We start from the raw sequence: 26,697 nt of genomic DNA on the forward strand, positions 1-26,697 counted from the left end.
AAATTTATTTTCTCGGCCTAGCAATGAGTTTGATCGGGGTTCCTTCAAAACCGAACGCATCACGAATCCGGTTTTCTAAAAATCTTTCGTATGAAAAATGCATTAATTCCGGATCGTTCACAAATACAACGAACGTCGGCGGCTTGACAGCCACTTGGGTGACATAATAAATTTTAAGCCGCTGGCCGTTGTGCGTCGGTGTCGGATTCATCGCCACCGCGTCCATAATCACTTCATTAAGCACGTTTGTTTGTACGCGCATCGCGTGATTTTCGCTTGCCATTTGCACGAGCGGCAACAACTTATGTAAGCGCTGCTTTGTTTTCGCAGACACAAATAAAATCGGCGCATAGTCTAGGAATTGGAAATGGTCACGAATTTTCCGTTCGAATTCAATCAATGTTTTATCATCTTTTTCGACCGCGTCCCACTTATTGACGACGATCACAACACCTCGCCCCGCTTCATGCGCGTATCCGGCAATTTTCTTATCTTGTTCGATAATGCCCTCTTCCGCATTCAACACAACGAGAACAACATCGGATCGTTCGATCGCCTTCAACGCCCGCAGGATACTATATTTTTCGGTGCTTTCGTAAATTTTTCCTCTTTTCCGCATGCCGGCCGTGTCAATAATGACATACTCCTGTCCTTCCCTCGTAAACGTCGTATCGACTGCATCGCGCGTCGTGCCGGCGATATCGCTGACAATCACGCGCTCTTCGCCTAAAATGGCATTGACAAGCGACGATTTGCCGACGTTCGGACGGCCAATGAGGCAAAACTTAATGACATCATCTTCATACTCTTCTTCTTTTTGTTTCGGAAAATGCTGGGCAACGGCGTCTAATAAATCTCCAAGCCCTGTTCCGTGCGATCCGGAAATCGGATACGGCTCGCCAAACCCGAGCACGTAAAAATCGTAAATAAGATCGCGCATATCCGGATTGTCAATTTTATTTACCGCAAGCACGACCGGTTTATTCGAACGGTGCAATATTTTTGCCACTTCCTCGTCCGCCGCCGTCACTCCGTCACGTCCATTCGTCATAAATATGATGACGTCCGCTTCGTCAATGGCGATTTCCGCCTGCTGGCGAATTTGTGTGAGCAACGGCTCGTCCCCGATATCAATCCCGCCTGTATCAATAATATGAAACTTGTAATTCAACCATTCTCCGCTGCTATATATCCGATCTCGGGTCACTCCCGGCACATCTTCTACAATCGAGATACGCTCGCCAGCAATTCGATTAAAAATTGTTGACTTTCCGACGTTCGGACGGCCAACAATCGCTACAACTGGATTGGCCATTGTAATCACCCTTTCTTTATTATTGCGGCGAATCAAAAGCACAGCTGTTTTATTTTATCAAAAACAATAGCGCTCAACAATAGAAAGAGCGCTACAGCGGTTTATTTCGCTTCATTTGCTTTTGAATCGCATCAGCATAAATTGAAAGATTTTCAAATATAGACCAGACTATTAAGCATGCACATAAAAGGGACAACAAATCAAAAAAAGAAAGCGACCCAACTGTATATGGCAAAGGAATTTGCTTGACTGCTAACGCGTACACGATTTCTCCTTGGCAACTCCCGACTGCAGCATATAATAGCCGTTCGGACAAATTTGATCCTAACATTAAACAAAGGATCATCAAAAGGATAGCAAGCATCCACGTTTGATCGGCCCAAACCCATACAGGATCAATGAGAGCAAACATTTGCAAGGAAGCGTACACAAATGCGATCGCCATCATGGATATGAACGCATATACAAACTTCCAACCTGACCTTTGAACAATAAAGCAGTATGAAACAAAGAACACAAACAAAAACGACAACATGACCGAAAACGGACCAATGGCTACCGCATGAACGGAAAGAATGATTGTGACAAGCATAAAAGCGGCGAGCACCGTCCGTTTTTTCGTCTTTTTCATCAAAAATGTCGCATAAATCCAACATACCCATGCGCACCAATAAAAATACGCTCCTTCCACACGATTCCTCCTTTCTATTTTCAGGTATGTTGATTATCCAATTAACAATGCTTGATTCCTAGCTTCTCTGCTTCCCCTCGAACAAGAACGCCAACGGGCAACATTCATTTGCCCGCAAAGCGTTCATTGTTCGAAAGGGGACATGCTTGCCGACTTCGGCAGAAAAGCTAGTGTTTAGCCGTACCATTTTGTGTTTTTAAGTAAAATAATGGATCATCAACACTTGTGTTCTATTCCCATTATTTCAGCTTTGCTAAAAATTAATCACGCATATAAAAACAAAAATAAGAAAAACTAGAAACAAACCTTGCGGGAAAGGAGGCCATTCCATGGGAAAAGATCGGCAAGAGAAAAAATTAAAAGAGTCGCGCCGCGTTGAATCGGATCGCGATCAAGCGCTCGGAAACAAAGGAGCAACACGGTTGGAGACGCCGGATGACGCTAGAGAACGCAATCAACATTAATAGCCCTAGAGAAGCGGTCAAACAACATAGAAGTTTGACCGCTTTTTTATCATGCCCTGATTTCTTCAGTTGAGACGAGAAACTATTAAATATGGGGACGCTTCTGCAACAAAACAATCATTCTGCATGCTCCCCGGTAAAACCAATATAATCAGACTTTTCTATCTCTCTCCTTTCTTTGTTTCGAAAGATTATTTTATAAACACAATGGAAAAACTAGCAATAGACATATTGAGCGCCAGAAAGAAGGGAAACAAATGCGTTTTTTTAAGAAAAGCAGAAATGGGGTAACGGGAAACCATCAAAATGGAACAACACGAAACAACGAGCAGGAACTCTATATAGCGCAACAAAACGCACAGCCATATGTTCTTTCTTTCAATTTGGAGGAAAATATAGAGACGCTACAATCCGTCTATGAAAATTGCGTAGACGTCGTATTTCGTTCATTTCAGGTCGCTGGCACCACAAACGCCGTCCTCGTCTATATCGACGGACTAGTAAATGTTGAAGAACTTGATTTAGTCGTTCTTCCGTCTCTAATGAGACCGTTATCATCTATTACGGATTTTGATATCCATCAACTGCTCAGCCAAACGCTGACTGTTTCGAAAGTAAGCAAAACTCAATTAATGTCAGAGTGCATCGAATCGATTTCTTCGGGTAAAGCTGTTTTGCTTATAAACCGTTATAATCACGCATTCTCCCTCGGTGTCGGAAAATGGGAGAAACGGTCGATCGATGAGCCGGTGGGAGAAGCCGGCATCAAAGGGCCGCGCGAAGGATTTATCGAATCGCTTGGAACGAACCTTGCGCTTGTGCGCCGAAAAGTTAAAAGTCCCAACCTCAAAACAAAAGCTATCAAAATAGGGACATATACGCAAACGGAAGTTGTTGTCTGTTACATTGAAGGACTGGCTCATCCAGCGCTGATTCAAGAAGTTGAAGAGCGGTTACACCGCATTAAAATTGACGGCATTTTAGACGTCGGCTACATCGAAGAACTCATCGAAGATAATCCGTATTCTCCGTTTCCGCAAATGTTGAATACGGAGCGGCCGGATGTTGTAGCCGCTAGCCTTCTCGAAGGACGTTTCGCCATTTTGCAGGATGGAACACCGTTCGCCTTGGTTGCACCTATTTCGTTTTATTCGCTATTGCAATCGCATGAGGATTACTACGAACGTTCGTTAATTAGCACAGTGATTCGCTGGGTGCGTTATCTCTTTCTGCTAATATCGCTTTTTCTTCCTTCGCTGTACGTGGCTCTCCTCACCTTCCATCAAGAAATGGTGCCGACAACGTTGTTATTGACAATGGCCGCGTCGCGGGAATTAATCCCGTTTCCCGCGCTTGTGGAAGCGTTAATGATGGAAGTTGTATTTGAGGCGCTGCGCGAAGCGGGAGTCCGCTTGCCAAAGCAAGCCGGTGCCGCTGTAAGCATCGTCGGGGCGCTCGTCATCGGGCAAGCAGCCGTTCAAGCCGGCATCGTGTCCGCTCCGATGATTATGGTCGTTTCTTTAACCGGGATTGCTTCGTTCACCGTCCCGCGCTATGCAACGGGCATTGCCATACGCATGCTTCGCTTTCCGATGATTTTGTTAGCGGGATCGTTAGGGCTGCTTGGGGTCATGCTTGGACTTCTTTTAATTCTTATTCATATGGCAACGCTTCGTTCGTTCGGTGTTCCATATTTGTCGCCAATGGCACCGATGCAAGGACAAGATATGAAAGACGTGCTCGTCCGGGCACCTTTATGGAAGCTCAACACACGACCGCAACTGCCGGGCATTGACAATCTGACAAGGCAAGGTTCAGACCAAAAGCCAAGTCCGGAAAACAAAGATCAATAAAGGAGGGGTGCTATGATTGAAAAAGGAAAAATATCGGCTATGCAAATGGCGCTAATGATGTACCCGGCTATTATTGCGACAGCCATTCTTCTTGTCCCAGCCATTACCGCCCACCATGCAGGGCAAGATATGTGGCTGTCGCCCATTTGGGCATCTTTTTCCGGTTTTTTGGCGGTGTATATCACCCTTCGGCTGCATCACTACTATCCCCAAAAAACGGCGATTGAATATAGCGAACAAATTGCGGGAAAATTTTTTGGAAAGATTATAGGTTTTGTCTTTTTATTTTTTTATCTACATGCCGATGGGATTGTTGTCCGCGAATATGGGGAATTTATCGTCGGGAACTTTCTCATGCGCACGCCGCCGATTTTTGTGATGGGGACCATGGTTTTCATATGCGCCCTAGCTGTGCGCGGCGGCGTCGAGGTAATCGGAAGGCTTGCGGAAATGATCGTTCCAGTCGTAACTCTCGTCATCCTTATTTTTGTTATTCTTTTAATTCCTGATATGGACGCTACCAATATGCTGCCGATCATGGAAAAAGGAATCATCCCTTCCATTAAAGGGGCGGTTACGCCGCAAAGCTGGTTTAGCGAATTTTTTCTAATGGCCTTTTTTCTTCCTTACTTAGCTAATGGAGAAAACGGTAAAAAATGGGGTATTATCTCAGTGCTGGCGGTTTTTCTCACATTATTTATCATCAATATAACCGTCCTTTTTGTATTAGGCGGGATTACCGCCAACTTTGTCTATCCGGTCATGAGCGCCGTTCGCTACATTAGCATCGCCGACTTCCTTGAACACTTAGAGGCGTTTGTAATGGCCGTTTGGGTAGGAGGAACCTTTTTAAAAATTACTGTCTTTTATTACGTAGTGGCGCTTGGAACGGCGCAATGGCTGAATTTGCCCGATTATCGCATGCTCGTGTTTCCTCTCGGTTTTTTATTGCTTGTATTTTCAGAATGGATTGCACCGAGCTTAATGGAATTGTCTCATCTATTAGCGACAACCGTTCCCTTTTATTTAAGCTCGATTCAAATCGTTCTTCCTCTCATTCTCTTGTTAATTGCTAAATTTAGAAATAGAAACCGAATGAAGGATGGGCAAAAATGAGCGGATTAACCAAATTCAAAAAAATGATCATTTGTTTTCTTATTTGTTCAAACTGCCTTTTGCTAAGCGGCTGTTGGGACCGGGTAGAACTAAATGATTTAGCTCTCGTCACAGGACTTGGTATTGACAAAAAAGGGAAAAACACGATGCTTACTGTCCAACTCGTTGTTCCGAAACAGCTTGGCGGAGGCATGGCAATGGGCGGAAGCAACACGAAAGGTGGAGGCGCAACGATTATTCGAACGGGAACCGGCGCGGTAATGGCAGACGCCATTAGAGATTTACAAGAAAAAATTCCACGCCGTCTTTTTTGGGGGCACGTGAAAGCGGTCGTGTTCAGCGAAAAAGTGGCAAAAGAGGGAATTCGCCCATATATCGACTTCTTAAGCCGCAACCCGCAAATGCGCCTTCGCTCGAATATGTTCATATGCAAGGGGTCAGCTAAAAACGTGCTCGAATTGAGCCCGCCGATTGAACAAAGTTCCGCCGAAGTAATGCGGGAATTATCGGAATTGCAGTTTTTATTTCGTGTAACGGTGAAAGATGCGCTGCAAATGTTAGCGGGCAGCACTCAAACGGCCGCTATTCCGCTAGTGCAAATTTTACCCGCACAAAAGGGAATGAGTGATTTACAAACAATCGCTTTTATTCAACGCACAGCTATTTTTAAAAAAGACCGCATGATCGGGTCGGTCAATGATAAAATGTCGCGCGGTCTTCTTTGGATACGAAACGAAGTGGAACAAGCAAACATTACTGTTTCGCTCAAAGGAGCAAAAGGAACAATTACTGCCGCAATCATTAAAATGCATACGAAACTTATTCCAGAATATAAAAACGGAAAATGGAAAATGATTGTAAAAATCACATCAGAAGATGATGTAATATCAAACGCAACCAATTTAAGTTTATATAATAAAAAACATATCCATCTAGCCCAAAAGGCGCTAGCAGATGAAACAGCTAATCGAATTTACGCCGCATTGCATAAAGTGCAAAAGATGAAGGCTGATGTTGTCGGGTTCGGAGAAGCGTTTCACCGAAAATATCCGCGACAATGGAATCAAGTAAAAGACAGATGGGAAGATATTTTCCCGAATGTAGAAGTAACGATTAAAGCGAAGGTGAATTTCCGCAGACCAGGAATGAATACTATTCCACAAGGAATTCCTCCGGAAGAGGTGAAAAAATGACAAAATTAAATGTCATCTTAGGCATCATCGTGCTCCTTACACTTATTGTTTTATTCGAACGACCGCAGTGGAAGCGCGCACAAAAAAAAGAAAAAGCTGCATTCGTTATATTGTTAGGCATGGGAACAGCACTTGCCATTTTACTTTTGTACAAACCCGATCTTCCCGGACCAACGCAAATGGTTGACTACATTTACAGGCCACTCGGGCGGTTATTAGAAGAATAGCGGGTTAGATGTTGCTAACAAAAGACCTCTTTTGCCAAGAAAACACGAATTTGTACAAACAAGCAGCTTGATGTTCCGACCAATTCCTATAAGGATTGGTCATTTTTCATTGCGACAAGTCTATCTAGCTGCTAAAGCTTTCATTTCATTAGCAAGCGCCCGATGTAAAAATGGTATAGTTTTACATACCAAAAGGCATCGCTCTTTGAACGATGCCTTTTTGCTGAATTTGTTCCTTTTATCTTTGACTGTACGCTTTCGTGTCGAATCCCCGCTCCGTCAACCAGTGGTGCGTATTGCCATAAATGACAAGCGGAGTGCGTTTTAGCTGTTCAATCGTTTTGGCTCCGAGCGCTGTCATGATGAGGATGAGATCATGATGCCATTCATCAACCAGTTCAAGTAACGATTCGACGCCGCGGGTTATAAGGGCTTCCAAAAATGGGCGCGCTACGCCGACTGCGCTCGCCCCAAGCGCTATCGCCTTAACAGCATCAAGCGCATTCTGGATTCCACCGCTGCCAATTACGTATAGGTGCGGGGAACTTTGCGACACTTCAACGATCGAAGCGGTCGTCGAAATGCCCCATTCGTTAAAATATGGCAATGTCTTATTGCGGCGTTTGTTTTCAATAAGCGCAAAATTGGTCCCGCCAAATCCCCCGACATCGACCATTAAAACGCCGATGTCCGCAAGCTTTTGCGCGGTCTCTTTGCTCATGCCAAATCCCACTTCTTTCACGATGACCGGCACGTTTACTTCATGAACAATCCGCTCAATGCGCGCCAGTGCTCCTGTAAAATCGCGATCCCCTTCCGGCATTACAAGTTCCTGCACGACGTTTAAATGAATTTGCAGAGCGTTTGCCTCAATCATATCGACCGCTCTCTTTGCTTCATCGACCGTCGCTTCGCTGCCGATATTCGCAAAAATAATGCCGCTTGGATTTACCCGCCGGACGATTTCAAAGGACGCGCGCTCGCTTGCATCCTTCACGGCTGCCATTTGCGAGCCGACGGCCATCGCGATTTGCCGCTCTTTCGCTGCTTCTGCGAGCCCTTTATTAATCTCAAGTGTCGCCTGTCCGCCACCGCCGGTCATCGCATTGATAAAAAGAGGCGAACTTAATGAAAGTTCACCTAAATTCGTTGCCAATTTGACATCATTTGTGCAAATGCCGGGCAGGCTTTGGTGCACAAGCGCTATGTCATCAAAGCCGTTTGCGGCGCTATGTTCGAGCGAAAGCGCATGTTTAATATGCTCAATTTTTCGTCTCGCTCTGTTCACTAAAAATCACCATTATTTTAATTTCTTCAACTGCTCACCAATGACTTCGCCAAGCTGGAATCCCGTCGACTCGGCATGCTTTGTATATTGGCTGTAATCTTCTTCCGGGGCTGTTTCCTCCATTAGTTCGCGCATGCTTAACGAGATGCGGTGTTCCGCTTCGTTAACATCCAATACTTTTACTTGAACTTCATCGCCTTCTTTTAACACTTCGTGCGGTGTGCCGATATGCTTATTAGAAATTTGTGAGATGTGAACAAGCCCTTCAACACCAGGAAAAATTTCAACAAACGCGCCAAATGGCACAAGCCTTTTCACTTTTCCTGTCACAACATCGCCAGGGGCGATCTTTTGCGCAATGCCTTCCCATGGTCCTGGCATCGCTTCTTTAATGGACAACGAAATGCGCCCGCTTTCTTTGTTCACCGATAACACTTTCACTTTCACAGTTTCTCCTTCTTGAACAACCTCGGATGGATGGGCGACACGAGCGTGAGAAAGCTGTGAAATATGTACGAGTCCGTCAAAGCCGCCGACATCGACAAATACCCCAAAGTCAGTGATACGGCGCACCGTTCCTTCCACGATTTCCCCTTCTTGAAGCTTTTCGAACGCTTGCTTCCGGAGCTCCTCTTGCTCTTGTTCAGCAACCGCACGGTGAGATAAAATCACCCGATTTTTCTCGCGATCTAATTCAACAACTTTGACTTTAAGCGTCCGACCTTTATAGTCGGAGAAGTCTTCAACGAAATGCGTTTCCACAAACGATGCCGGAATGAACCCACGCACACCGACATCAGCCACAAGCCCGCCTTTAACGATGTCTTTCACAACGACATCAAACGATTCTCCGCTAGAAAACTTTCTCTCCAACTCTTCCCATGCGCGATCCGCATCGACCGCTCTTTTCGATAAAATCAATAGCCCTTCTTCTTCGCTTTCGCCTTCCTCGACCTTTTTTACTTTTGCCGTTACTTCGTCACCGACAGCAACAGCGTCGCTCGTTTTTTCAATATGAAGGCTTGAAAGTTCGCTGATTGGGATGATGCCGCTTTGCTTGCTACCTTCGATGTCGACAAGCACTTGCTTTTCCTCGACCTTTACGACTTTGCCGCGCACGACATCACCTACCTTATATACGTTTACTTCCACATTCATATCTTCTACCATGAAAAACCCTCCTTCGTCGACTGCCCATGGCTAACTAATAAAGCTGACCAACGGAAAAAACGTATCGATTTTTCCACGCGGCCCACTTTTCTATTTATTATACCATATTTTTTCAAAAAGCATGTATCGGAATGCTTATTGATGTTCATCCAAGAGCGCTTGAATATGCCGCATGATATATTCCGTCGCTTCTTCTGGCGACGCTTTTTGCTTGCGCAGTTCATCCATCGCGATCGGTTCTCCGTATACAACTTTCAGTTTTTTTAACGGACGATATGGTCCAATAATCGCGCAAGGCACCACCTGCGCATCGGTTCTAAGCGCAAAAAAGCCGACCCCAGACAACCCTTTTTGCAATTTTCCGTCTTTGCTTCGCGTCCCTTCCGGAAAAATGCCGAACACGCGCCCTTGCTTCAGTATATCGAGCCCTGTTCGCAACGCCTGGCGGTCGCTCATGCCGCGCTTTACCGGAAACGCATTGAGCGGCGGAAGCAGCGTTTTTAAAATCGGCACGCGAAACAACTCTTCTTTTGCCATAAAATGAATCGGACGAGGAGCAGTAATGCCGACAACTGGAGGGTCAAAGTTGCTAATATGGTTCGCGCAAAGGAGAACGCCCCCTTCTTTTGGAAACCGTTCTGCACCGATCACTTCAATTCGATAAAGCGGCTTTAAAACGCACGATACAACTCCCTTCGCAAACGAATAAAAATTCAAGGCGATCAAATCCTTTCATTTACTATTTTCATAATCTCGTTCACGACATCTTCAATCGATAAAGAAGTTGTGTCAATTTCAACGGCATCCTCTGCTTTTTTCAGCGGCGCGACTTCTCTCTCTGAATCAATTTTGTCGCGGCGGGCAATTTCTTCTTTTAGCTTCTCTAAGTCAGAGGAAAATCCGCGCTCAAGGTTCTCTTGGTGGCGCCGCTTCGCACGTTCTTCGACCGATGCTTTCAAAAAGATTTTTACTTCTGCATGCGGGAGAACATGCGTGCCAATATCGCGGCCGTCCATGACAACTCCGCCTTGCTCCCCTAATGCTCGCTGACGCGCCACCATTTCTTCCCGCACAAGCGGATGCTTGGCCACAAACGAAACCGCATTTGTCACTTCTTCGCTGCGAATCACGTTCGTGACATCATTCCCATTAGCAAACACAAGTTGTCCGCGCTCAGAAGGTTTTAATTCAATATATGTATCGCGCAATAGTTCAAGAAGCGCTTGTTCATCATGCAAATCGATTCCTTTTTGCAGCGCAAGATAAGTAAGGGCTCGATACATTGCCCCCGTATCAATATAGAGATAAGAAAGCTTCCCCGCTAAAATTTTTGCGACCGTGCTTTTTCCCGCAGCTGCCGGTCCGTCAATCGCAATCGATATTCGCTTCATATATCCTCCTATATTTCAACGTATTTTTTCAAAGAAAAAAGCAGGAAAAATCCTGCATGCTCCGATGATATTTTACCATATGAATTATCGATGGTCGACGGTTGTTTCAATCGTTTTCGTTTTTTCTTGTTTTGTGACGCCCTCATATTCATACACTTTATTGACATACGGGGCAAGCGGAGTATACAACAGCAAACATTGGGCAAGCAATAAGAAGAGAAATTGAACGATAACGATTTTGAGTAAGATTCGCTCGATCCGTTTCATCGCATACACAACCGCCTTTTCATTTTTATTTTCTATTCTTCCTCGTTTTTCGCTCGCTTATTCCTATATACCCTCCACTTTTTTCCTTATCTCCAGTTGTTTTTCAAAACTGTAACGGATGAGCAATACTCGCTCCTGCGGCGTCATATCGAGAAACTGCAGTGACGCTTTGCGTACATAGCTCCCTTCTACTTCAAAGATGCGCACCACTTTCGCTGGCACTTTCATATAATGAAATTCGCCTGATTTCATGTGCAACACAAGCCACGCTTCCACAATCATTTCCGGAGCCAGATTCATCTGTTCTTCCGGCAACACAATCGCAGCGCCGCCCGCACTAATGTCGGTTGTCATCGTCGCAAACGGCGAAAATTCACCGTGCAGCGGATGAATAGCAATGTCGACGCTTGCTTCAACGCGAACATATTGGCGGCGTTGAATGCGAACAAGGCGTTTTTCCTCTGGGTATGATAGCACAATCATCGGAATGGGATCACGCGCTTTGCCTTTCACTTCCGTGTCAAATAAATAAAGGCTTCCGTCTTTTCCAATAAAACTCGCTTTAAATTGCATTCCGTTCATTAAAAACACGGTTCGCCCGGTGTTTTGGTCGACAGGATAATCGATATATATACGGTCCGGAAAAGTCTCCGTCACTTTGCATTTGTACTGATGCACCTCTTTTTCAGCGACTGATTCAAGAATTAGTACGTCCCCAATTTTAATCATTTGCTCTCCCTCTCACTTATTCATTGCTCTATCTCCTATTTAAACAGAAAGGAAAAGCTATTGACAAGCTTTTCCTTCATTCATAAGCGATCTCTGTGTTTTGCATTTTTTCGACTTTCTCTTCGATTCCGTTTTCGGCATTGATAAAAATTTGGTACGTATCATCGCCTAGCGTTCCTAAAAACTCGTAACAAAGCACTTCTTGATTTAAATTGTTCGTAATGACCGCTTGGCGCTCTTCCATCACCTTGAAATTCGGATTAATTTTCGCTCTTGCTTCGGCTAGCGACAAGACCGGTTTCGGAAAATGGTGAATGACCGGCGATGATAAGTAATCGCGCGCAGAAAAGCCAACAACTGTTCCATCGTCCAACGCCACTTTCATTTTAATCGCTTCGGGATACACGCGAATGCCATGATCGTTCGTTACAAACGTCAACACCGCCACATTGTCGTATTGGGTACTGTCATACAACTCGATGTTTTGGAAGCGATGCTTCTTTAAAAATTCCATCCCTATCATCGCTGCTTCATGCAAGCTCATCGCCTGTTTTTTTACCGGGCGGTTGTTAATCACCCAAATTGGATACCCGCCTTTTTCCGTAATGTCCATAGACGTATCTGTTTTTGTTTTCGGATCATAAATCGTCAAGCTGTAAAAACGATCATACGCTCCTTTACCGCTATGGACCACTTTAATTTTTTCTGTGCCCTTAAGCCCTAAAAATGATTGGGCGATCTGCTTCGCTTCATTTGCAGTAATCCGTTTTCCTTGCGCCCGAACAAATCCTTTTTCCCGATCTGTGATGCTCGTAAACGTCGGAGCAAAATTAGCCGTTTCGGAAAATGATTCGACGTTCGTTTCGACTGCTTTAAAACCGTCGATAATCGTATTGTCGCTCGGCCGCTGATTCGTTGCAAGGGCGAGTTCCACATCCATCCAGCGCAAGTTATTTTTTAATACTAAATGCTGGACGTTGCGAAGTTCGCCTTGAATGTCGGCCGCTTGTTGATAAAGTGTCTGTAATGTTCGATATTCTTGCTTCGTCAGCGGCTCTTTTTCTAAATCGCGGATCGCCGCGCGATAACTAAATGCGCCGATTTGTGCTAGAAATTGCTGCGTTTTATTGAAAGGAAGAAGCGACAGCGGCAACTGGCCTACGTCAGAATGCGCTTCCGCGGCGATGCGCCACACCTCAGCCAGCGCCGGGGAAAGCGATGTTTTCGAATTCATTGCCAATGTCGTTCCGATTTGGTCATGCAGCAAATCAATTTTGTATGCCAAATCGTGAAAAGCGCGTTGATAGTTGTTTTCCGCATGCACTAAAATTGCATTTTTTTCCTGATGTTCACGATAGCCCCAATAGCCTGTTCCAATAACCCCAATCGATAAAAGAGCAATGAGCAACGTTCGCAGCATACCTGTCACCTGCCTTTTTATTTACAAAAAATATGATCACCAATTCGCTTAATTTGCGGACGTCTCCAAATCCATGAACTTGTTGCCGTGTTCGGGTTAAAATAATAGATCGCGCCGCCGGTAGGATCCCATCCATTGATCGCATCAAGCACCGCTTTTTTCGCCGTTTTATTTGGGGTCAACCAAATTTGTCCATCGGCTACGGCTGTAAACGCCCCCGGCTGAAAAATAATCCCGGCGATACTGTTAGGAAACGCCGGATGCTCGAGCCTGTTTAAAATAACCGCTGCCACCGCTACTTGACCGATATAAGGCTCCCCGCGCGCCTCACCGTATACGGCGTTGGCCATCAATTGAATATCGTTTTGCGAAAATCCTCTCGGTATGTTGACCGCTGCCGCTTTCAAAGATCTTGTTATTTTTCGCGCCCCTTGGTTCTTTACTTGCTGGCTAAGCGGTATTCCGCCGTAATGGGTAAATGAGTTTCCTTTGCGAATTTGCTCTTTGACAAACGACTCGTAGTATTTCGACACGTTCACAAGTTTCCTCTTTGTACTTCCGCCGACTAGTCCGTCAACAGGCAACCCGTACCGCGATTGAAAATTGCGGACCGCCCAGTATGTGCTCCAACCATACACCCCGTCAATTTTTCCTCGATACAAACCGATATATTGCAATCGCGCTTGTAATTCAATGACATCATCGCCAACCGCTCCGCGCTGAATCACTTGATTCGAAAACGCATGCGCTTCCTTCCCGCTCCATTCATACACGCATAAAAAAGCGAGCAAACATACGATCATTCGCCAACGCATGATCATCATCCTCCATCGTTCTCCAATTGGTTATATGCGTATTTTTCTCCGAAACTGGTTTTTTATTCATAAGAAACATCCAAGCCTCCAGTTGCACCCCCATAAATCCCCAACTGGCGCTGCCCATAATAAAAAAAGCCAAGCTTTAAGCTTGGCTTTTGGCAGAGGAGACAATCGATGCCGTATACATCCCTTTTGCTTGCTTTACTTTTCGCAGCGCCTGCCACCATAAGGCGAGCATAAACGGCACCATATAATAGCCCCACTTTTCTTGCGTGAACAAAATTAAGTCGTACGTGCCGTGCAACAGAAAAGGAAGTAAAAACGAAAGCAGCAAATAAAGGTGCTTTCTCCCTTGAAACTTCGCCTTTCCTAAATAAAATCCCATCATCACCGCAAACAGCGCGTGGCTTGAAACAGGGAGAATCGCCCTCGTTACGGCAAACTCGACACCGTTGGCAAGCAAATATAAAATGTTTTCAACTGTCGCAAATCCGAGCGACACGCTGGCGCTGTAAACGATGCCATCATACGGCTCGTCGAATTCGCGATGATCAAAAATAAAAAAATACACGACAAACCATTTGACAAACTCTTCAAGTAGTCCCGAAGAGAAAAACGCTTCTGCCCATTTAGCCGTCACGATTCCTTCAAGCTGAAGAACATGTTGAATGAACATGATCGGAAATACGAGAACAGCGCCAAACAAAAAGGTGCGCAATACAAGCGACAGCGGCTCGGTTTCATATTCATCCCTTAAATAAAAATAGCTAAGCAGCGCCACACCTGGCGCAATACCAGCTGAAATAATCGCAAACATAAAAATCCTCGTTTCCATCCGTTTATTCTATGGTAACATAAGAGCACGACGATTGAGAATAATATTTCTTCCAAATTCCATTTACGAAAAGAAACTTCCATCATCAAGGGAGGATGTTGCAATGAATAAACGGGAGAAAAAGAAAAAGTTTCAAGTCATGGATCACGAAACGATTGAACAATGCCTAATGCGCATGAAACAAGAAGGATACACTCCAATCCGCCGCATGGAACAACCGATTTTCCGCGAAGTCGAAAAAGAAGGGACCATCTCGGTCGAACCTTGCGGAAAGGTGATCGTATTCGAAGGAAAGCTGGTCGACTAAACTTTTTTCGAATGGACAACTTCTAGCGCCTTTAACATATCCACCGAGAAGTCTCCCACCTCTAAGCGAAGTGTAGGTGGGAGAGGTTCATTAAAATCTGTGCTTTAGCAACCACACCATCTCTGAAAGCGAGCAGTTAGAGACGGTCGGCTGCTGCTTTTCTTGAAAACATAATGGAAAGCTTCTCGTTTTACTATAATCAAAACTCGAATCCATTACCCGTGCAAAATAAAATGAAGTACTATATTTGTTTATTGTTGACTTTCGCAAGTTTATCGTGTATTGTTTAGAGAACGCCATTTCGTTCGTTATATCAAGGATTGTTATAAGTCGTGCCTCTTCAAAAGAGAAGGCTCTCTTAACAAGCCTTCCTAATGATGAGGGCACGGCTTTTATGTTTATGAATAATGAATGATGGTTGATCTTTTGTTTTTTGAGGAGGCATATACATGAACACAGGTACAGTAAAATGGTTCAACGCGGAAAAAGGATTTGGATTTATTCAAACAGACAGCGGCAATGACGTATTTGTTCATTTCACCGCGATCCAAAGCGAAGGGTTTAAAACGCTCGAAGAAGGCGAAAAAGTAACATTCGACGTGATCGAAGGAAATCGCGGCCCGCAAGCGGCGAACGTGCGAAAAAGATAAGAGCAACAGAAAAGCGGCCCTGCTTTTTTGGCGGGGCCGCTTTTATTGTTTTTCACACTTTTTCTTATGAATGTGTTGCTCAAATGAAAAGCGAATTCACGCTGGCGCAGCTTCGGAGCTGCAAGGACGAATGAGAGGCAGGGCTTTCGTTGTTTTTGTATTTTTCATTAAGCAATAATCAAAAAAGGATCGCGCTCACCATACAAGGACTGTGCGATCCTTTTTTCACATTTCTCTTCTATCCTTTTTCGCTGGGGAACTTACCGCACCATCTCTCATAAACAATATTGACTCGATCTCCTCCCTCTAGCAGCTTGCTAAACAAATTTATATTGAAACAAATGATTTCGTTCCTATATTATTATTCTGTGAGTATATTCTTGGCTTAATCAGAAAGGTTGGGTACTGCAATGTTGAAAAAAGCTTTCAGCTGGTTGCTCGTTTTCATCTCTGTCTTCGCTGTTCCCCTTCACAGTATGGCCGCAAACGATACAACGCCTCTTATCCTCAAAAACACTTGGATCAATAGCACGGAATTTTCAGGGGGCGGCACAATTGAAATGACGTTTACGATTGAGACGGACTATGAATCCGGCCCGGCTTCCGATGCAGATATTACCCTTGCACACAGCTCAAACAAAACAATTCATTCCATGATGCAATATGAGGGAAATAATACATATCAGTTTTCTTTCCCTTCTAGCGGCATGTTAAAAGGAACGTGGTACGTTTCTGATATTACATTGCGCGATCAAGCCGGCAATATCAGCACGTATGGAAGCGACCACCCTCTCATTCAAAAACTGAGATTTACGATTGTTGACGGCGAAACGGATTCGAATCCGCCGAAGCTCACTTCCGTGAAAATAATGCAAGCATCGGCAACACCGGGGCAAACGGTCAAACTAATTTTTGGAATCACCGATGAAAGCGGCTTTTCACATGGAAGCTTTTCGCTAAAACATAAAGAAACCGGGAGTTATCCGCTCTTTGGAAACATTTACTTCAACGAGACAACAAACCAATATGAAGCCGATCTTCCGATTCCGGATTTAGCCAAAAACGGGGAATATACCGTAGACACTGTTGAATTAACGGACAAAAAAGGAAATACTCAGCGTTATTGGGCCCATGCTGCACCGTTTATGGACGACGACAAGCTGATCATCACAGGCGGCATCTCCGACTTTAAAGGGCCGATGTTTCATTCGATTGCATTATCCAAAACAACCGTCTATCCCGGCGATCGCATCATGGTGACGGTAAAAGCCGAGGATGACGGGCGAGGAATTAAAGAGGTGAACGTCTCTTTCAGTGACGATTTTAGCGGGTATAGCCGAGGTCATTCGTTTTGGGGTTCATTGAGATCATACGGATTGAACGAATGGGCGGAATACATTACAGTTCCACCGCAACTGCCGGACGGTACTTATTATATTTACCAAATCTCTTTAACAGATTTAGTAGGCAATACGACATTTGTCAAGGAAGGCAATCAAACAAAGCTCCCGCTTTTAACTGTTCTGCCGTTCTTTGCCGGCGTCGAGCCGACAACCATTGTCAAAGGCGCGGCATTTGACCCTCTTGCAGGCGTGAAAGCGTACTCGGAAACGGAAGGCGACCGCACGAAAGATATTCAGATTAAAGGAACAGTCGACACGGCGACAAACGGCGTTTATTTGCTCACATATGCCGTAACAAGCAACATTTTTCCAAACTCTTCTATTCTGGAAGAAGGAAATTACGTTTACCGTTCGTACCGATGGGTAACGGTGAACGATGCACAAACGAACCCGTCGTCCGATACGCTTTATTTTAACGAAGACGTGAAAATCGGTGTGCCTGAAAGCGGCGTACTTGAGCTTTCGACAGGGCGATCAACGCAAGCGCTGAATCAAAACACGGTTGTGTCAAAAGAAGGAGCTTACGAAATTCGCGTGCGCGCGAATAATCCAACCACGGCGGCCAGCCGTTTGACGCCAGCTTTGGCGAGAGGCTTGCTGGCGGCAAATGCAAGCCCAAAAGCTCAAGGAAAACAAACGGTAAAATTTGTGATCGATAAAAAGAAGCCAAACGCTCCGACGTTGGACCCTGTCTTTAGCGAATCGGCGAAAATGACTGGAAAAACGGAAGCGTTTGCGACCGTTAAAATTTATATTAACGGCCAATATTATAAAAGCGTTAAAGCTGACAGCAAAGGCGCTTACTTTTCCGCCCTTCCGAAACAAGCGGCAGGCAGCGAAATTAAGGTGCAAGCCGTCGACTTAGCCGGAAATGCAAGCGGCTTCGCAACACGAAAAGTCGTATACGCGCCGCAAGTCAATCCCGTCAGCAACCGTTCGACGGCTGTTTCCGGCAAAACGCTGCCGCGCGCAACGGTCAAGGTGTACGTCAACGGAAGGCTCTATAAAACAGGGAGAGCGGATGCAAAAGGAAACTATAAAATTCCGATCGCCAAGCTGCCTGCCGGAGCAGAGATTAAAGTGGTTGCCATCGATACGAAAAAGAATAGCTATTCCAGCCTTCCGCTGAAAGTAAGCGATCGTATCGCTCCGGCACCGCCTCGCGTCAATAAAGTGACGGCTCAATCGACCGCTGTAACCGGATCAGGAGAAAAAAGAGCCACGGTCTTCGTTTTCGTGGGCTCAAAGCAACTAGCAAGCGGGAAGGTAACAAGCTCTGGCACGTTCAAGCTCAACATTCCAAAACAAAAAAAGGGAACAACATTGACAGTTTACTTGGTGGATGCTGCAAACAATAAAAGTGCGGCTAAGTATATAAAAGTACAATAATTCAATGACACAAAAAAAGAATCGAATCTGAAGCTCATGCTTTGATTCGATTCTTTTTTTACCGTCTGCTACTCGTTCAGGTCTCTCGTCTTTTTCGCAATATGGTTCTCATTTGTAGAGTTGCCTGTAGACGCTTCATAACCGACTCGATACACATAGTTTTTTGGGGCGTTCACGACGTTGTCCATATGATACTGCTGCAAGTCTTGTTGAAATTGGCGTTCGCTCGGATTTTTCGCCATGCTGCTTTATCCTCCTTTATTTTAGATGGTTTCATCCCGTTTATTTTTCCCTTAATAATGCTTTGTATAATTCCCATTTCGCGAACGCCTTATATTCAATCAAAATCCGTGAATCGTCATGCCCCCGTCCACAAATAACGTCTGTCCCGTTACATAGCTTCCGGCATCGGAGGCGAAAAAGACGGCTGGACCAACCAGCTCTGGCAATTCGCCGATCCGCTTTAACGGAGTGACGGCTAAAATATCGTTTACATAGTTTTGATCTTGCAATAACTTTTCCGTAAGCGGCGTCTTAAAATACCAAGGGCCGATGGAGTTCACTTGAATGCCGTATTTCCCCCACTCAAACGCTAATACTTTTGTCATTTGAATGAGAGCCGCTTTTGTCGCCGCGTACACGACGCCCGTGCGAAGAGCGACATGGCCGGCGACCGAGGAAATGTTGATGATTCTTCCGCCGCTTTCTTGCTCTTTCATAACTGCGCCGACTTCTTGCGCCATCATAAACGCTGATTTCAAATTCGTGTTCATAATCGTTTCCCACTGTTCATCCGTCACATCAAGCGCTGGTGTGCGGATGTTCATCCCCGCGTTGTTCACTAAAATATCGATGCGACCAGCGCTTTCTTTCACTTCCGCCACCGCTTGTTGCACCGCGCGGCGATCCGTCACATCGACTGGAACGACGTACGCTTTCTGGCCGAGTGCTTCAATTTCGCGCGCGGTCGTCTCCAAATCTTCCTTTGTTCTTGACAACACCGCCACATCCGCGCCCGCTTCCGCGAACCCGATCGCAATCGCTTTGCCGATGCCTCTTCCGGCGCCGGTTACAATCGCTGTTTTTCCATCCAAACGAAACGAAGGCAAAAACATAAAAAAATCCCCCTTGTTTTGACTAAAATTTTGCGCTTAATTATGATTGTAGCAAAATCAACCTTTCTTCTACAAAATGAATTGTTTACAATTAAGAATAGTACAAAAGAAAGGAATCAAAAACGACAATGGCAAACAGAGAACAATGGTCCATCCTCGTCACGAAAGGCGATTTCGAGCCGTGGTATTTCCTCGATGGCTGGGAAGAACAAATTATCGAACAAAAGCGATTCGACGATGAACAAGAGGCGCTCACGCAATACAAGGCGCTTGTGGAAGCGTATCGCCAGCGATTTACCCATTTTCAAACAAAAGGACCGGCAATCGCTTGCTTTTGGAACGACGGCGAAGAAGTGTACTGCGAAGCGTGCGACGAATTTTTGCAAGTCTATTACGGCATTTTGCTGTTTAATGGCGGCAAGCTGTTCGAGGGCGATTTGGACAGAGCGGAACTATAAGCATTGAGGTGTAAGATGGATAGACATAAAAAAACACTTTTGCTGATTTTGTTTTTCGTTTTCTTGTCTTACGGCGCTTATCGCATCATTGATTACCTTTATTTTTTGCCTATGTTCAAACAGGAGACAAACGTAGAGACTCGAACGATCAACGGAACAAAGTACATGCTTCACCGATTAAGTTGGCGCGGGACAACCTATATATCGGATCCCGTCGCCAACATCGATGACTACGAACTCGGAAAACAAATAGGTAGGACAAAAGATGGCATACGAGTGTATCAAGCGAAAAATGATCATACAACACTTATTTTGCAGGGCTTTATGTCCCCTTCGGAAATTTACAAGAAAGAGACGCCGCGGCCTTGAGCCGTGCGGTGTTCAAGACCCTGGTTCTAACAAATAAAAAGTTATAAAAAACGCTTGGACATGCCCAAGCGTTTTTCAACATTTTGATATTATCCCTGTTATTGGAACTATTTCCTCAATCACCGAAATACTCTTTCTCCAACACCCTTAAGTTTTCTAGGCTTTTGACCGCCCATTCGCTTCCGTCAGCCATGAGCTCTTCCTTCATCGCAGCGACCGCTTGCCTCAGCGATTCCACGTAATCTGGCACTTCTCCGTCATGCAAGCGAACCATTTGCTTCGGCATGTTCGCCTGCTCGTTGAACGCAAGGGCACGACGCTCATGAAACAGCGGCACATCCGCTTGCTTCGGATGGTGCAAATCGCCTTGCTGCGGATGCTTGAGCACACCTTTGACCTTGACGAGATAATGATGCAGGCGAATATCCGTAATTTCGCCGATATATTTCCCCGTTTTATACAGGCCAGTGACAATGTCGCCTACTTTTAGCAACTCCTCCATCTTGGCTCCCCCTTTGTCGCTTTCCGCTTAATTTTCAAAAATGCGCGATACATCGCAATCAGAGGCGAGCGCCACCGCGAGTTTCATTCGCGCTTTTTTTGAATCATAATCGCTGCCAAGAATCACGCCTTTTTTATAAAGGTCATAGGCGCTTCCTAAATAATCATACGTTGTATACACCGCTCCCTCTTCAGCGCTCGTTGTAATGACGACTTTCATGCCCGCTTGAATCGCTTTAGCGATTTCTTCAACCATTTTCGGCGCCACTTGCCCCCTGCCGACGCCTTCAAGGACAATGCCGGCAACGCCGCTTTCTCTCGCCGCTTTAATAAACTTCCCATCGGCTTCAAGATAGCATTTAATAATATCAACTTCCGGAATGTCCCGCACAAGCTTGTAATGCTCCCTTTTAATCGGCTTTTGGTATACATATACTTCGTCGTTGTCAATGATTCCTAAATAACCGAAGCCAAAGGCATTAAACCCTTGAATATTAGAGGCGTGCTCTTTTTTGACGTACTTCGCTGGGAAAATGCGCTCATTGAAGACGACGACCGTTCCCGCGCCGCGCAAATCTTTGGCGCACGCTGCATAAATCGCATGGCGGATATTAATATATACATCGCTGCCCAAATCGACCGGGGAGCGCTGCGAACCTGTGACAACAACGGTCCGCTCATCGGAAATCGTCAAATCTAAAAAGTAAGCCGTCTCCTCAAGCGTATCCGTACCGTGCGTGACAACTACTCCGTCTACGGTGGAGTCTTGGAAATAATATTCGATTCGCTCTTTGAGACGCTCCAAATTTTGAAAGGTCATATGCATGCTTGGAAGCTGAAAGGCGCTTTCGACAATAACTTCAATGTCTTGCGGCAAATGGCACATTGCTGCCAGCTCTTCTCCTGTCAACACACCTGCGCTCAATCGCCCTGATGTTTCATTCGGTTTACTGGCGATCGTGCCGCCTGTTGTAATAAGTACGACTTTTCGTTTTTTCACGTTTTGATCACCTATACCCCTTTTATTCTCCCAATTTACGGCTCTAAAGTCTCGGCCGCTTGTTTCTCGCGCGCAACGATGCAGGCGGCAATCTGTCCGCCGTGAAACCGTCCGTTTTCAATAAAAATTTCATTCGCGTTATTCCCGGCTGCGATGACCCCGGCAATAAATATGCCTTGTACATTCGTTTCCATCGTTTCCGGGTCATACAGCGGCCGCCCTGTTTCCGCATCAATGCCGACACCCATTTTTGTTAAAAACGCATGATCCGGATGATATCCTGTCATCGCAAAGACAAAATCGTTTTTAATTTTTTTTACTTCGCCGTGAACCGTATAAATAACGGCGTCTTCCGTAATTTCTTTGACATGGGCGTTAAACTCCATATGAATAACCCCTTGGCGGACAAGGGCGTCAAATTCCGGCAAAATCCAAGGTTTAATGCTTGGAGAATACGCACTTCCCCTGTATAGCACCGTCACTCTTGCCCCTGCCTTAACTAGTTCGAGCGCCGCATCGACGCTCGAATTTTTGCCGCCAATAACGACACAGTCCGTATTATAATATGGATGCCCTTCTTTAAAATAATGCGTCACCTTCGGCAATTGTTCGCCGGGAATGTTCATGTAATTCGGGTTATCGTAATACCCCGTCGCAATAACAACATAATCCGCTTCGTATTGATCTTTCGTCGTTTTTACCACAAACGTTCCGCCCGCTTGTTTCTCGACTGACTCGACTTTTTCAAACGTATGAACGCGAATTCGCTTGCGCGTCACCACTTCGCGATAATACGCGAGCGCTTGATTCCGCTTCGGCTTCCGATTTTCTGTAATAAACGGCACACCGCCGATTTCCAGGCGATCGCTTGTGCTAAAAAACGTTTGATGCGTTGGATAATGATAAATCGCATTTACAATATTTCCTTTTTCTATCACTAAAGGCTTGTAACCAGCATCCTGCAGCGCAATGGCCGCCGCCAACCCGCACGGTCCTCCGCCAACGATGATGATTTTTTCCCTCTTCATTATAATCGTTCCTCCTTGGGCAATAAAAAATCCCCTACCGTAAAAATGATAGGGGATTTTGTCTTCAATTTCAATTAAATCCATCCGCGGAAACGGCACGCTTCGGCCATCTTTCTAACGCCGACCATGTAAGCGGCCAGACGCATGTCGACGCGTCGCGTTTGTGCTGTTTCGTATACGTTATTAAACGCTTTCACCATGACTTTTTCCAATTTTTCTTCGACTTCTTCTTCCGTCCAATAATATCCTTGGTTGTTTTGCACCCATTCGAAGTAAGAAACCGTCACACCGCCGGCGCTTGCTAATACGTCCGGCACGATTAAAATGCCGCGTTTTGTTAAAATTTCCGTCGCCTCAAGCGTCGTCGGACCATTGGCCGCCTCGACGACAATCTTCGCTTTTATGTTATGAGCGTTTTCTTCTGTAATTTGATTTTCGATCGCTGCTGGCACTAAAATATCGCATTCTAGTTCAAGCAGCTCTTTGTTTGTAATTGTATTTTTAAACAACTTCGTGACCGTTCCAAAGCTATCACGGCGGTCAAGCAAATAATCGATGTCCAAGCCGTTCGGATCGTAAAGTGCACCATACGCATCGGAAATGCCAATGACCTTCGCGCCTGCATCGTGCATAAACTTTGCTAAAAAGCTGCCGGCATTTCCAAATCCTTGAACAACGACACGAGCGCCTTCTAAGTCGATACCGCGTTTTTTCGCCGCTTCGCGAATGCAAATCGTAACCCCTTTAGCTGTTGCTGTTTCGCGACCGTGTGAGCCACCCAACACAAGCGGTTTCCCGGTAATGAATCCAGGCGAGTTAAATTCGTCAATGCGGCTATACTCATCCATCATCCATGCCATAATTTGCGAGTTTGTAAATACGTCTGGAGCTGGAATGTCTTTTGTCGGACCGACGATTTGGCTAATTGCGCGAACATAGCCACGGCTTAACCGCTCAAGCTCACGGAACGACATATTGCGCGGGTCGCATACGATTCCGCCTTTTCCTCCTCCGTACGGCAAATCAACAATGCCACATTTTAAGCTCATCCAAATCGATAACGCTTTCACTTCACGCTCAGTTACGCTTGGATGAAAGCGAATGCCCCCTTTAGTTGGTCCAACCGCATCGTTATGTTGGGCACGGTAGCCGGTAAAAATCTTTACAGTACCGTCATCCATGCGCACAGGAATTTTCACTGTTAGCATGCGAATCGGTTCTTTTAACAGCTCGTATACCTCTTCTGGATACCCAAGCTTTTCCAACGCTCTATGTATGACGACTTGCGTTGCTTTTAAAACATCATGTTTTTCTTCGTGCTTTTCTTCGCTGGTATGCTTGTCGGCTACCATACGTAAACCTCCCATACAAATCACTTTATATGATATTGTCCACCTTTCATGTCATAGTATACACCTTCCTCTTGTTTATGCAAAGTAAAAAAATCAATTTTTCCGCTCTTTTTCTCTTATTTGAAATCGTTTACATTGTTTTTTTATCAACAATTGCACCGTCAATTTCTTTCGTATGCAACGATGCATAATGTTTTCTAAAAAAATAAAAAACAGACCCCTTATATCGGAGTCTGGGCAGGCACAATCAATGAGCCGGAAAATAATGAACGATTTGTTCAATAGCGCGACGGTCCATTAATTTTTTTCCGTATTCCTCAACACGATGAATCGTGATCGTCGATGAGCTTCCAAACTCAGCCAATACTGCGATAAAATCATCAGTGGTAATCGGCGGTTCTTCTGATACATGTAAATAAAAGCGCTGCTGGTATGAATAAAGCGTGCCGTCTACGCAGCCTATGGCATAAAGACGATGAGCTAACTGGATAACGTCTTCAAATGTTTGGAATTCGTAAAATATATCTTCACTCTCGTCGAGCGTCACTTGCATCTCAATATAGTCGTCAGCGAACTCTTCGTCGAAATCGTAATCCTGCTCTTCGCTCGTTACGATCACAACCATTCCCTGTGCCGGTAAAGAGTATACTTCCACTGCAATGGACCCGTTCACTTCAAAACCGAGTTCTGAGCTTGCCTCCTCAATCATGTCGCGAAATAATTGCTGCACTTTAAACGTATCTTTCCATAAATCGTCTTTCGTTAAGCCGCGATCCATTAAATCGTCAAATGTGAGGAAAATTTTGATTTTATTGTGGGTTAAGCGTTCAAGGCGCATCAACACCCCTCCTTACCTACACAGCCATCTTCTTATGTTCATTGTATGAAAGAAACTGTAAATGGTTCTATTGTTATTATTGAGTTTACATCGTTTTTCGCCATTTAGACAAGCATAATTATGCTTAAATATGTAGTTTTTTCTCCCTTATGCTCCACCGCGTTTAGCGGCCTTGTCCTTCTTTGCGGCGAATTGTAATCAAATTCGCTTCGGCTTTCGCCCCCAAGCGAAGCGGAAGGTGCCTTGTCCCATAGCCGTTGCTGACAAATACGGTCGTTCCGTTTTGCTGTTTGATGCCTCCTTTTTCATAAAGGCCGAAACGGCCGAGGCGAATTTGCCCGCCATGCGTATGGCCGCTTACAACGAGCGCGATGCGGTTCTCTGGACGAATAGCATGCACAATTTTCGGATTATGGCATGCTAAGATGCGAAACGCCTCTTCATCGGCATCGGAAAGCGCTATATCCAACCGGGCGCGCCGCTTGCCTACATCATCGACACCGATGAGCGCCACTTTTTCTCCTTGCTCCGATTCAAACAGCGCCGCTCTGTTATCTAAAATATGCACCCCTTCTTGCAACAAGAGCGCATCTAATTCATGGTAATCTGTTTCATAATCGTTGTTTCCCCATACGAAATAAACGGGTCCTACTTGTTTGAGCCGTTTTACGTTCTCTCGCACGCGCGAAAACGGCACTCCTGTTTCTGTCAAATCCCCGCCGATAATCACAAAATCCGCCTTTCCTTTCACTTGCTCAATCAACTCTTGTGATACTTTCCGGCGATGAATATCGGAAATAAAAAAGATGGTCAGCGCCCGAACGCTTTCCGGAAAATCGGAAAAAGCCAGCTCCACAGCAACAATCCGGTTCCGGTGCGCCTCCCACCACATGTATGCAATGAAACATATGAAAAAAGTTAAAACAACGACAGCCATCGATGCCTCCTATAAAAGCTTTTTATAGTTCCGAACGCGTGAAAAATCTAACGATATCATACCATAAAGGGCAGAAAAAAGAAAAAAGAGAAGCGTTAAGCGCTCATTGAGTTGAAACAGCCAATAAAAGCTGCCAAAGGCTGTACAGCTCGTCAGCCACTCCCGCCAATTAACGCGCTGCTTTGTCAGCAAGAGAAACAGACCTTCGATTATCGTGCGCATCGCCACCGCATTCGCCAAAAATCCTACAAAAAAGCAAGCCATCGCCAAAAAGGAGCGAAGCGGATGAAACGTAAAGTCGGTTACAAAATTGACCCATATAAACGGCTTCACCTTCGGCATCCACGAAATCATAAGGTAACCGCACAGACATCCAACTACTATGTAAAAAAGTTGTCGGCGCATTGGATCCCCCCTTTTTTACATCTATTCATGAAAAAAGGAAAGCATGCATACACATAGACTGAAGCAAGTGTGTTGATTAACCAATAAAATACAGTTCGCAATTCAGCTCCTGTCTATCTGCATGGGCAAGATGCTTGCCGACCGAGCATATGCATCGTATGCCTTTCC

The 26,697-nt window shown here is 45.2% G+C and carries 30 protein-coding genes; 10 read left to right on the top strand and 20 right to left on the bottom strand.

What is annotated here, in order from left to right:
• Positions 1–4: 4 nt before the first annotated feature.
• Both der and N667_RS0105280 read right to left on the bottom strand, forming a co-directional pair.
• Positions 5–1,315, bottom strand: a complete 1,311-nt coding sequence (gene der / locus N667_RS0105275; RefSeq protein ID WP_027408593.1) for a ribosome biogenesis GTPase Der — start codon at positions 1,313–1,315, stop codon at positions 5–7.
• A gap of 91 nt (positions 1,316–1,406) precedes the next feature.
• Complete coding sequence (locus tag N667_RS0105280) at positions 1,407–2,006, bottom strand: hypothetical protein (RefSeq protein WP_027408594.1); 600 nt, start codon at positions 2,004–2,006, stop codon at positions 1,407–1,409.
• A gap of 329 nt (positions 2,007–2,335) precedes the next feature.
• Here N667_RS0105280 and N667_RS19325 point away from each other — a divergent pair, with 329 nt between their 5' ends.
• The 5 genes from N667_RS19325 to N667_RS0105305 all read left to right on the top strand — a co-directional run bounded on the left by N667_RS19325 (position 2,336) and on the right by N667_RS0105305 (position 6,859).
• Positions 2,336–2,470, top strand: a complete 135-nt coding sequence (locus tag N667_RS19325) for a YpzI family protein (RefSeq protein WP_084278920.1) — start codon at positions 2,336–2,338, stop codon at positions 2,468–2,470.
• A 257-nt stretch (positions 2,471–2,727) separates the two neighbouring features.
• Positions 2,728–4,323 carry a spore germination protein gene (locus N667_RS0105290; RefSeq protein WP_027408595.1) on the top strand — a complete coding sequence of 532 codons (1,596 nt, stop codon included), beginning with the start codon at positions 2,728–2,730 and terminating at the stop codon, positions 4,321–4,323.
• A 12-nt stretch (positions 4,324–4,335) separates the two neighbouring features.
• On the top strand, positions 4,336–5,439 hold the full coding sequence (locus N667_RS0105295) for an endospore germination permease (protein ID WP_027408596.1): 1,104 nt from the start codon (positions 4,336–4,338) through the stop codon (positions 5,437–5,439).
• Positions 5,436–6,632 (top strand): Ger(x)C family spore germination protein, encoded by a 1,197-nt coding sequence (locus N667_RS0105300; protein WP_027408597.1) that lies wholly within the window; start codon positions 5,436–5,438, stop codon positions 6,630–6,632. The genes N667_RS0105295 and N667_RS0105300 overlap by 4 nt, the downstream gene beginning before the upstream one ends.
• Complete coding sequence (locus tag N667_RS0105305; RefSeq protein WP_027408598.1) at positions 6,629–6,859, top strand: hypothetical protein; 231 nt, start codon at positions 6,629–6,631, stop codon at positions 6,857–6,859. The genes N667_RS0105300 and N667_RS0105305 overlap by 4 nt, the downstream gene beginning before the upstream one ends.
• Positions 6,860–7,097: 238 nt before the next feature.
• Here the strand turns inward: N667_RS0105305 and fni are convergent, their stop codons facing one another.
• From fni to prsW, 9 genes are all read right to left on the bottom strand, one after another.
• Complete coding sequence (fni, locus tag N667_RS0105310; RefSeq protein ID WP_027408599.1) at positions 7,098–8,147, bottom strand: type 2 isopentenyl-diphosphate Delta-isomerase; 1,050 nt, start codon at positions 8,145–8,147, stop codon at positions 7,098–7,100.
• 12 nt (positions 8,148–8,159) lie between these two features.
• Positions 8,160–9,317, bottom strand: coding sequence for a 30S ribosomal protein S1 (gene rpsA, locus N667_RS0105315; RefSeq protein WP_027408600.1), 1,158 nt, complete (start codon positions 9,315–9,317; stop codon positions 8,160–8,162).
• Between the two features lie 135 nt (positions 9,318–9,452).
• Positions 9,453–10,034: a lysophospholipid acyltransferase family protein gene (locus N667_RS0105320; protein WP_027408601.1), complete on the bottom strand. Its 582-nt coding sequence runs from the start codon at positions 10,032–10,034 to the stop codon at positions 9,453–9,455.
• A 5-nt stretch (positions 10,035–10,039) separates the two neighbouring features.
• Positions 10,040–10,708: a (d)CMP kinase gene (gene cmk, locus N667_RS0105325; RefSeq protein WP_035098079.1), complete on the bottom strand. Its 669-nt coding sequence runs from the start codon at positions 10,706–10,708 to the stop codon at positions 10,040–10,042.
• 84 nt (positions 10,709–10,792) lie between these two features.
• On the bottom strand, positions 10,793–10,975 hold the full coding sequence (locus N667_RS0105330; protein WP_027408603.1) for a YpfB family protein: 183 nt from the start codon (positions 10,973–10,975) through the stop codon (positions 10,793–10,795).
• 63 nt (positions 10,976–11,038) lie between these two features.
• Positions 11,039–11,704: a flagellar brake protein gene (locus N667_RS0105335; protein ID WP_027408604.1), complete on the bottom strand. Its 666-nt coding sequence runs from the start codon at positions 11,702–11,704 to the stop codon at positions 11,039–11,041.
• A gap of 76 nt (positions 11,705–11,780) precedes the next feature.
• Positions 11,781–13,124 (bottom strand): germination protein YpeB, encoded by a 1,344-nt coding sequence (gene ypeB, locus N667_RS0105340; RefSeq protein WP_027408605.1) that lies wholly within the window; start codon positions 13,122–13,124, stop codon positions 11,781–11,783.
• Between the two features lie 17 nt (positions 13,125–13,141).
• Complete coding sequence (gene sleB, locus N667_RS0105345; RefSeq protein WP_409978171.1) at positions 13,142–13,927, bottom strand: spore cortex-lytic enzyme; 786 nt, start codon at positions 13,925–13,927, stop codon at positions 13,142–13,144.
• 157 nt (positions 13,928–14,084) lie between these two features.
• Positions 14,085–14,759 carry a glutamic-type intramembrane protease PrsW gene (gene prsW / locus N667_RS0105350; protein ID WP_027408607.1) on the bottom strand — a complete coding sequence of 225 codons (675 nt, stop codon included), beginning with the start codon at positions 14,757–14,759 and terminating at the stop codon, positions 14,085–14,087.
• A gap of 121 nt (positions 14,760–14,880) precedes the next feature.
• Between prsW and N667_RS0105355 the strand changes: the two genes are divergently transcribed.
• From N667_RS0105355 to N667_RS0105365, 3 genes are all read left to right on the top strand, one after another.
• Positions 14,881–15,084 carry an NETI motif-containing protein gene (locus N667_RS0105355; RefSeq protein WP_027408608.1) on the top strand — a complete coding sequence of 68 codons (204 nt, stop codon included), beginning with the start codon at positions 14,881–14,883 and terminating at the stop codon, positions 15,082–15,084.
• A 449-nt stretch (positions 15,085–15,533) separates the two neighbouring features.
• Positions 15,534–15,734 (top strand): cold-shock protein, encoded by a 201-nt coding sequence (locus N667_RS0105360; protein WP_027408609.1) that lies wholly within the window; start codon positions 15,534–15,536, stop codon positions 15,732–15,734.
• A gap of 410 nt (positions 15,735–16,144) precedes the next feature.
• Positions 16,145–18,526, top strand: coding sequence for an Ig-like domain-containing protein (locus N667_RS0105365; protein ID WP_027408610.1), 2,382 nt, complete (start codon positions 16,145–16,147; stop codon positions 18,524–18,526).
• Positions 18,527–18,594: 68 nt separating this feature from the next.
• Here the strand turns inward: N667_RS0105365 and N667_RS19955 are convergent, their stop codons facing one another.
• Positions 18,595–18,768 carry a hypothetical protein gene (locus N667_RS19955; protein ID WP_198020520.1) on the bottom strand — a complete coding sequence of 58 codons (174 nt, stop codon included), beginning with the start codon at positions 18,766–18,768 and terminating at the stop codon, positions 18,595–18,597.
• Between the two features lie 99 nt (positions 18,769–18,867).
• Positions 18,868–19,641, bottom strand: coding sequence for an SDR family NAD(P)-dependent oxidoreductase (locus N667_RS0105375; protein WP_027408611.1), 774 nt, complete (start codon positions 19,639–19,641; stop codon positions 18,868–18,870).
• 128 nt (positions 19,642–19,769) lie between these two features.
• Between N667_RS0105375 and N667_RS18310 the strand changes: the two genes are divergently transcribed.
• Positions 19,770–20,099: a DUF1033 family protein gene (locus tag N667_RS18310; protein ID WP_051529968.1), complete on the top strand. Its 330-nt coding sequence runs from the start codon at positions 19,770–19,772 to the stop codon at positions 20,097–20,099.
• A gap of 15 nt (positions 20,100–20,114) precedes the next feature.
• On the top strand, positions 20,115–20,468 hold the full coding sequence (locus N667_RS0105385) for a hypothetical protein (protein ID WP_027408612.1): 354 nt from the start codon (positions 20,115–20,117) through the stop codon (positions 20,466–20,468).
• Between the two features lie 115 nt (positions 20,469–20,583).
• Here the strand turns inward: N667_RS0105385 and N667_RS0105390 are convergent, their stop codons facing one another.
• The 7 genes from N667_RS0105390 to N667_RS0105420 form a co-directional block, all read right to left on the bottom strand.
• Positions 20,584–20,970 (bottom strand): kinase-associated lipoprotein B, encoded by a 387-nt coding sequence (locus N667_RS0105390; protein WP_027408613.1) that lies wholly within the window; start codon positions 20,968–20,970, stop codon positions 20,584–20,586.
• A 27-nt stretch (positions 20,971–20,997) separates the two neighbouring features.
• Positions 20,998–21,969 (bottom strand): asparaginase, encoded by a 972-nt coding sequence (locus N667_RS0105395; protein ID WP_027408614.1) that lies wholly within the window; start codon positions 21,967–21,969, stop codon positions 20,998–21,000.
• Positions 21,970–22,004: 35 nt separating this feature from the next.
• Positions 22,005–22,997 carry a YpdA family putative bacillithiol disulfide reductase gene (locus N667_RS0105400; RefSeq protein ID WP_027408615.1) on the bottom strand — a complete coding sequence of 331 codons (993 nt, stop codon included), beginning with the start codon at positions 22,995–22,997 and terminating at the stop codon, positions 22,005–22,007.
• Positions 22,998–23,071: 74 nt separating this feature from the next.
• Positions 23,072–24,349: a Glu/Leu/Phe/Val family dehydrogenase gene (locus N667_RS0105405; protein ID WP_027408616.1), complete on the bottom strand. Its 1,278-nt coding sequence runs from the start codon at positions 24,347–24,349 to the stop codon at positions 23,072–23,074.
• Between the two features lie 247 nt (positions 24,350–24,596).
• Positions 24,597–25,187, bottom strand: coding sequence for a genetic competence negative regulator (locus N667_RS0105410; protein ID WP_027408617.1), 591 nt, complete (start codon positions 25,185–25,187; stop codon positions 24,597–24,599).
• 163 nt (positions 25,188–25,350) lie between these two features.
• Complete coding sequence (locus tag N667_RS0105415) at positions 25,351–26,124, bottom strand: metallophosphoesterase (RefSeq protein WP_027408618.1); 774 nt, start codon at positions 26,122–26,124, stop codon at positions 25,351–25,353.
• A gap of 9 nt (positions 26,125–26,133) precedes the next feature.
• The gene (locus tag N667_RS0105420) at positions 26,134–26,529 is read right to left on the bottom strand and encodes a hypothetical protein (RefSeq protein WP_035098084.1); all 396 of its coding nucleotides are present in this window, start codon (positions 26,527–26,529) and stop codon (positions 26,134–26,136) included.
• Between the last annotated feature and the right edge of the window lie 168 nt (positions 26,530–26,697).

Source organism: Anoxybacillus tepidamans PS2 (assembly GCF_000620165.1).
GTDB lineage: Bacteria > Bacillota > Bacilli > Bacillales > Anoxybacillaceae > Anoxybacteroides > Anoxybacteroides tepidamans_A.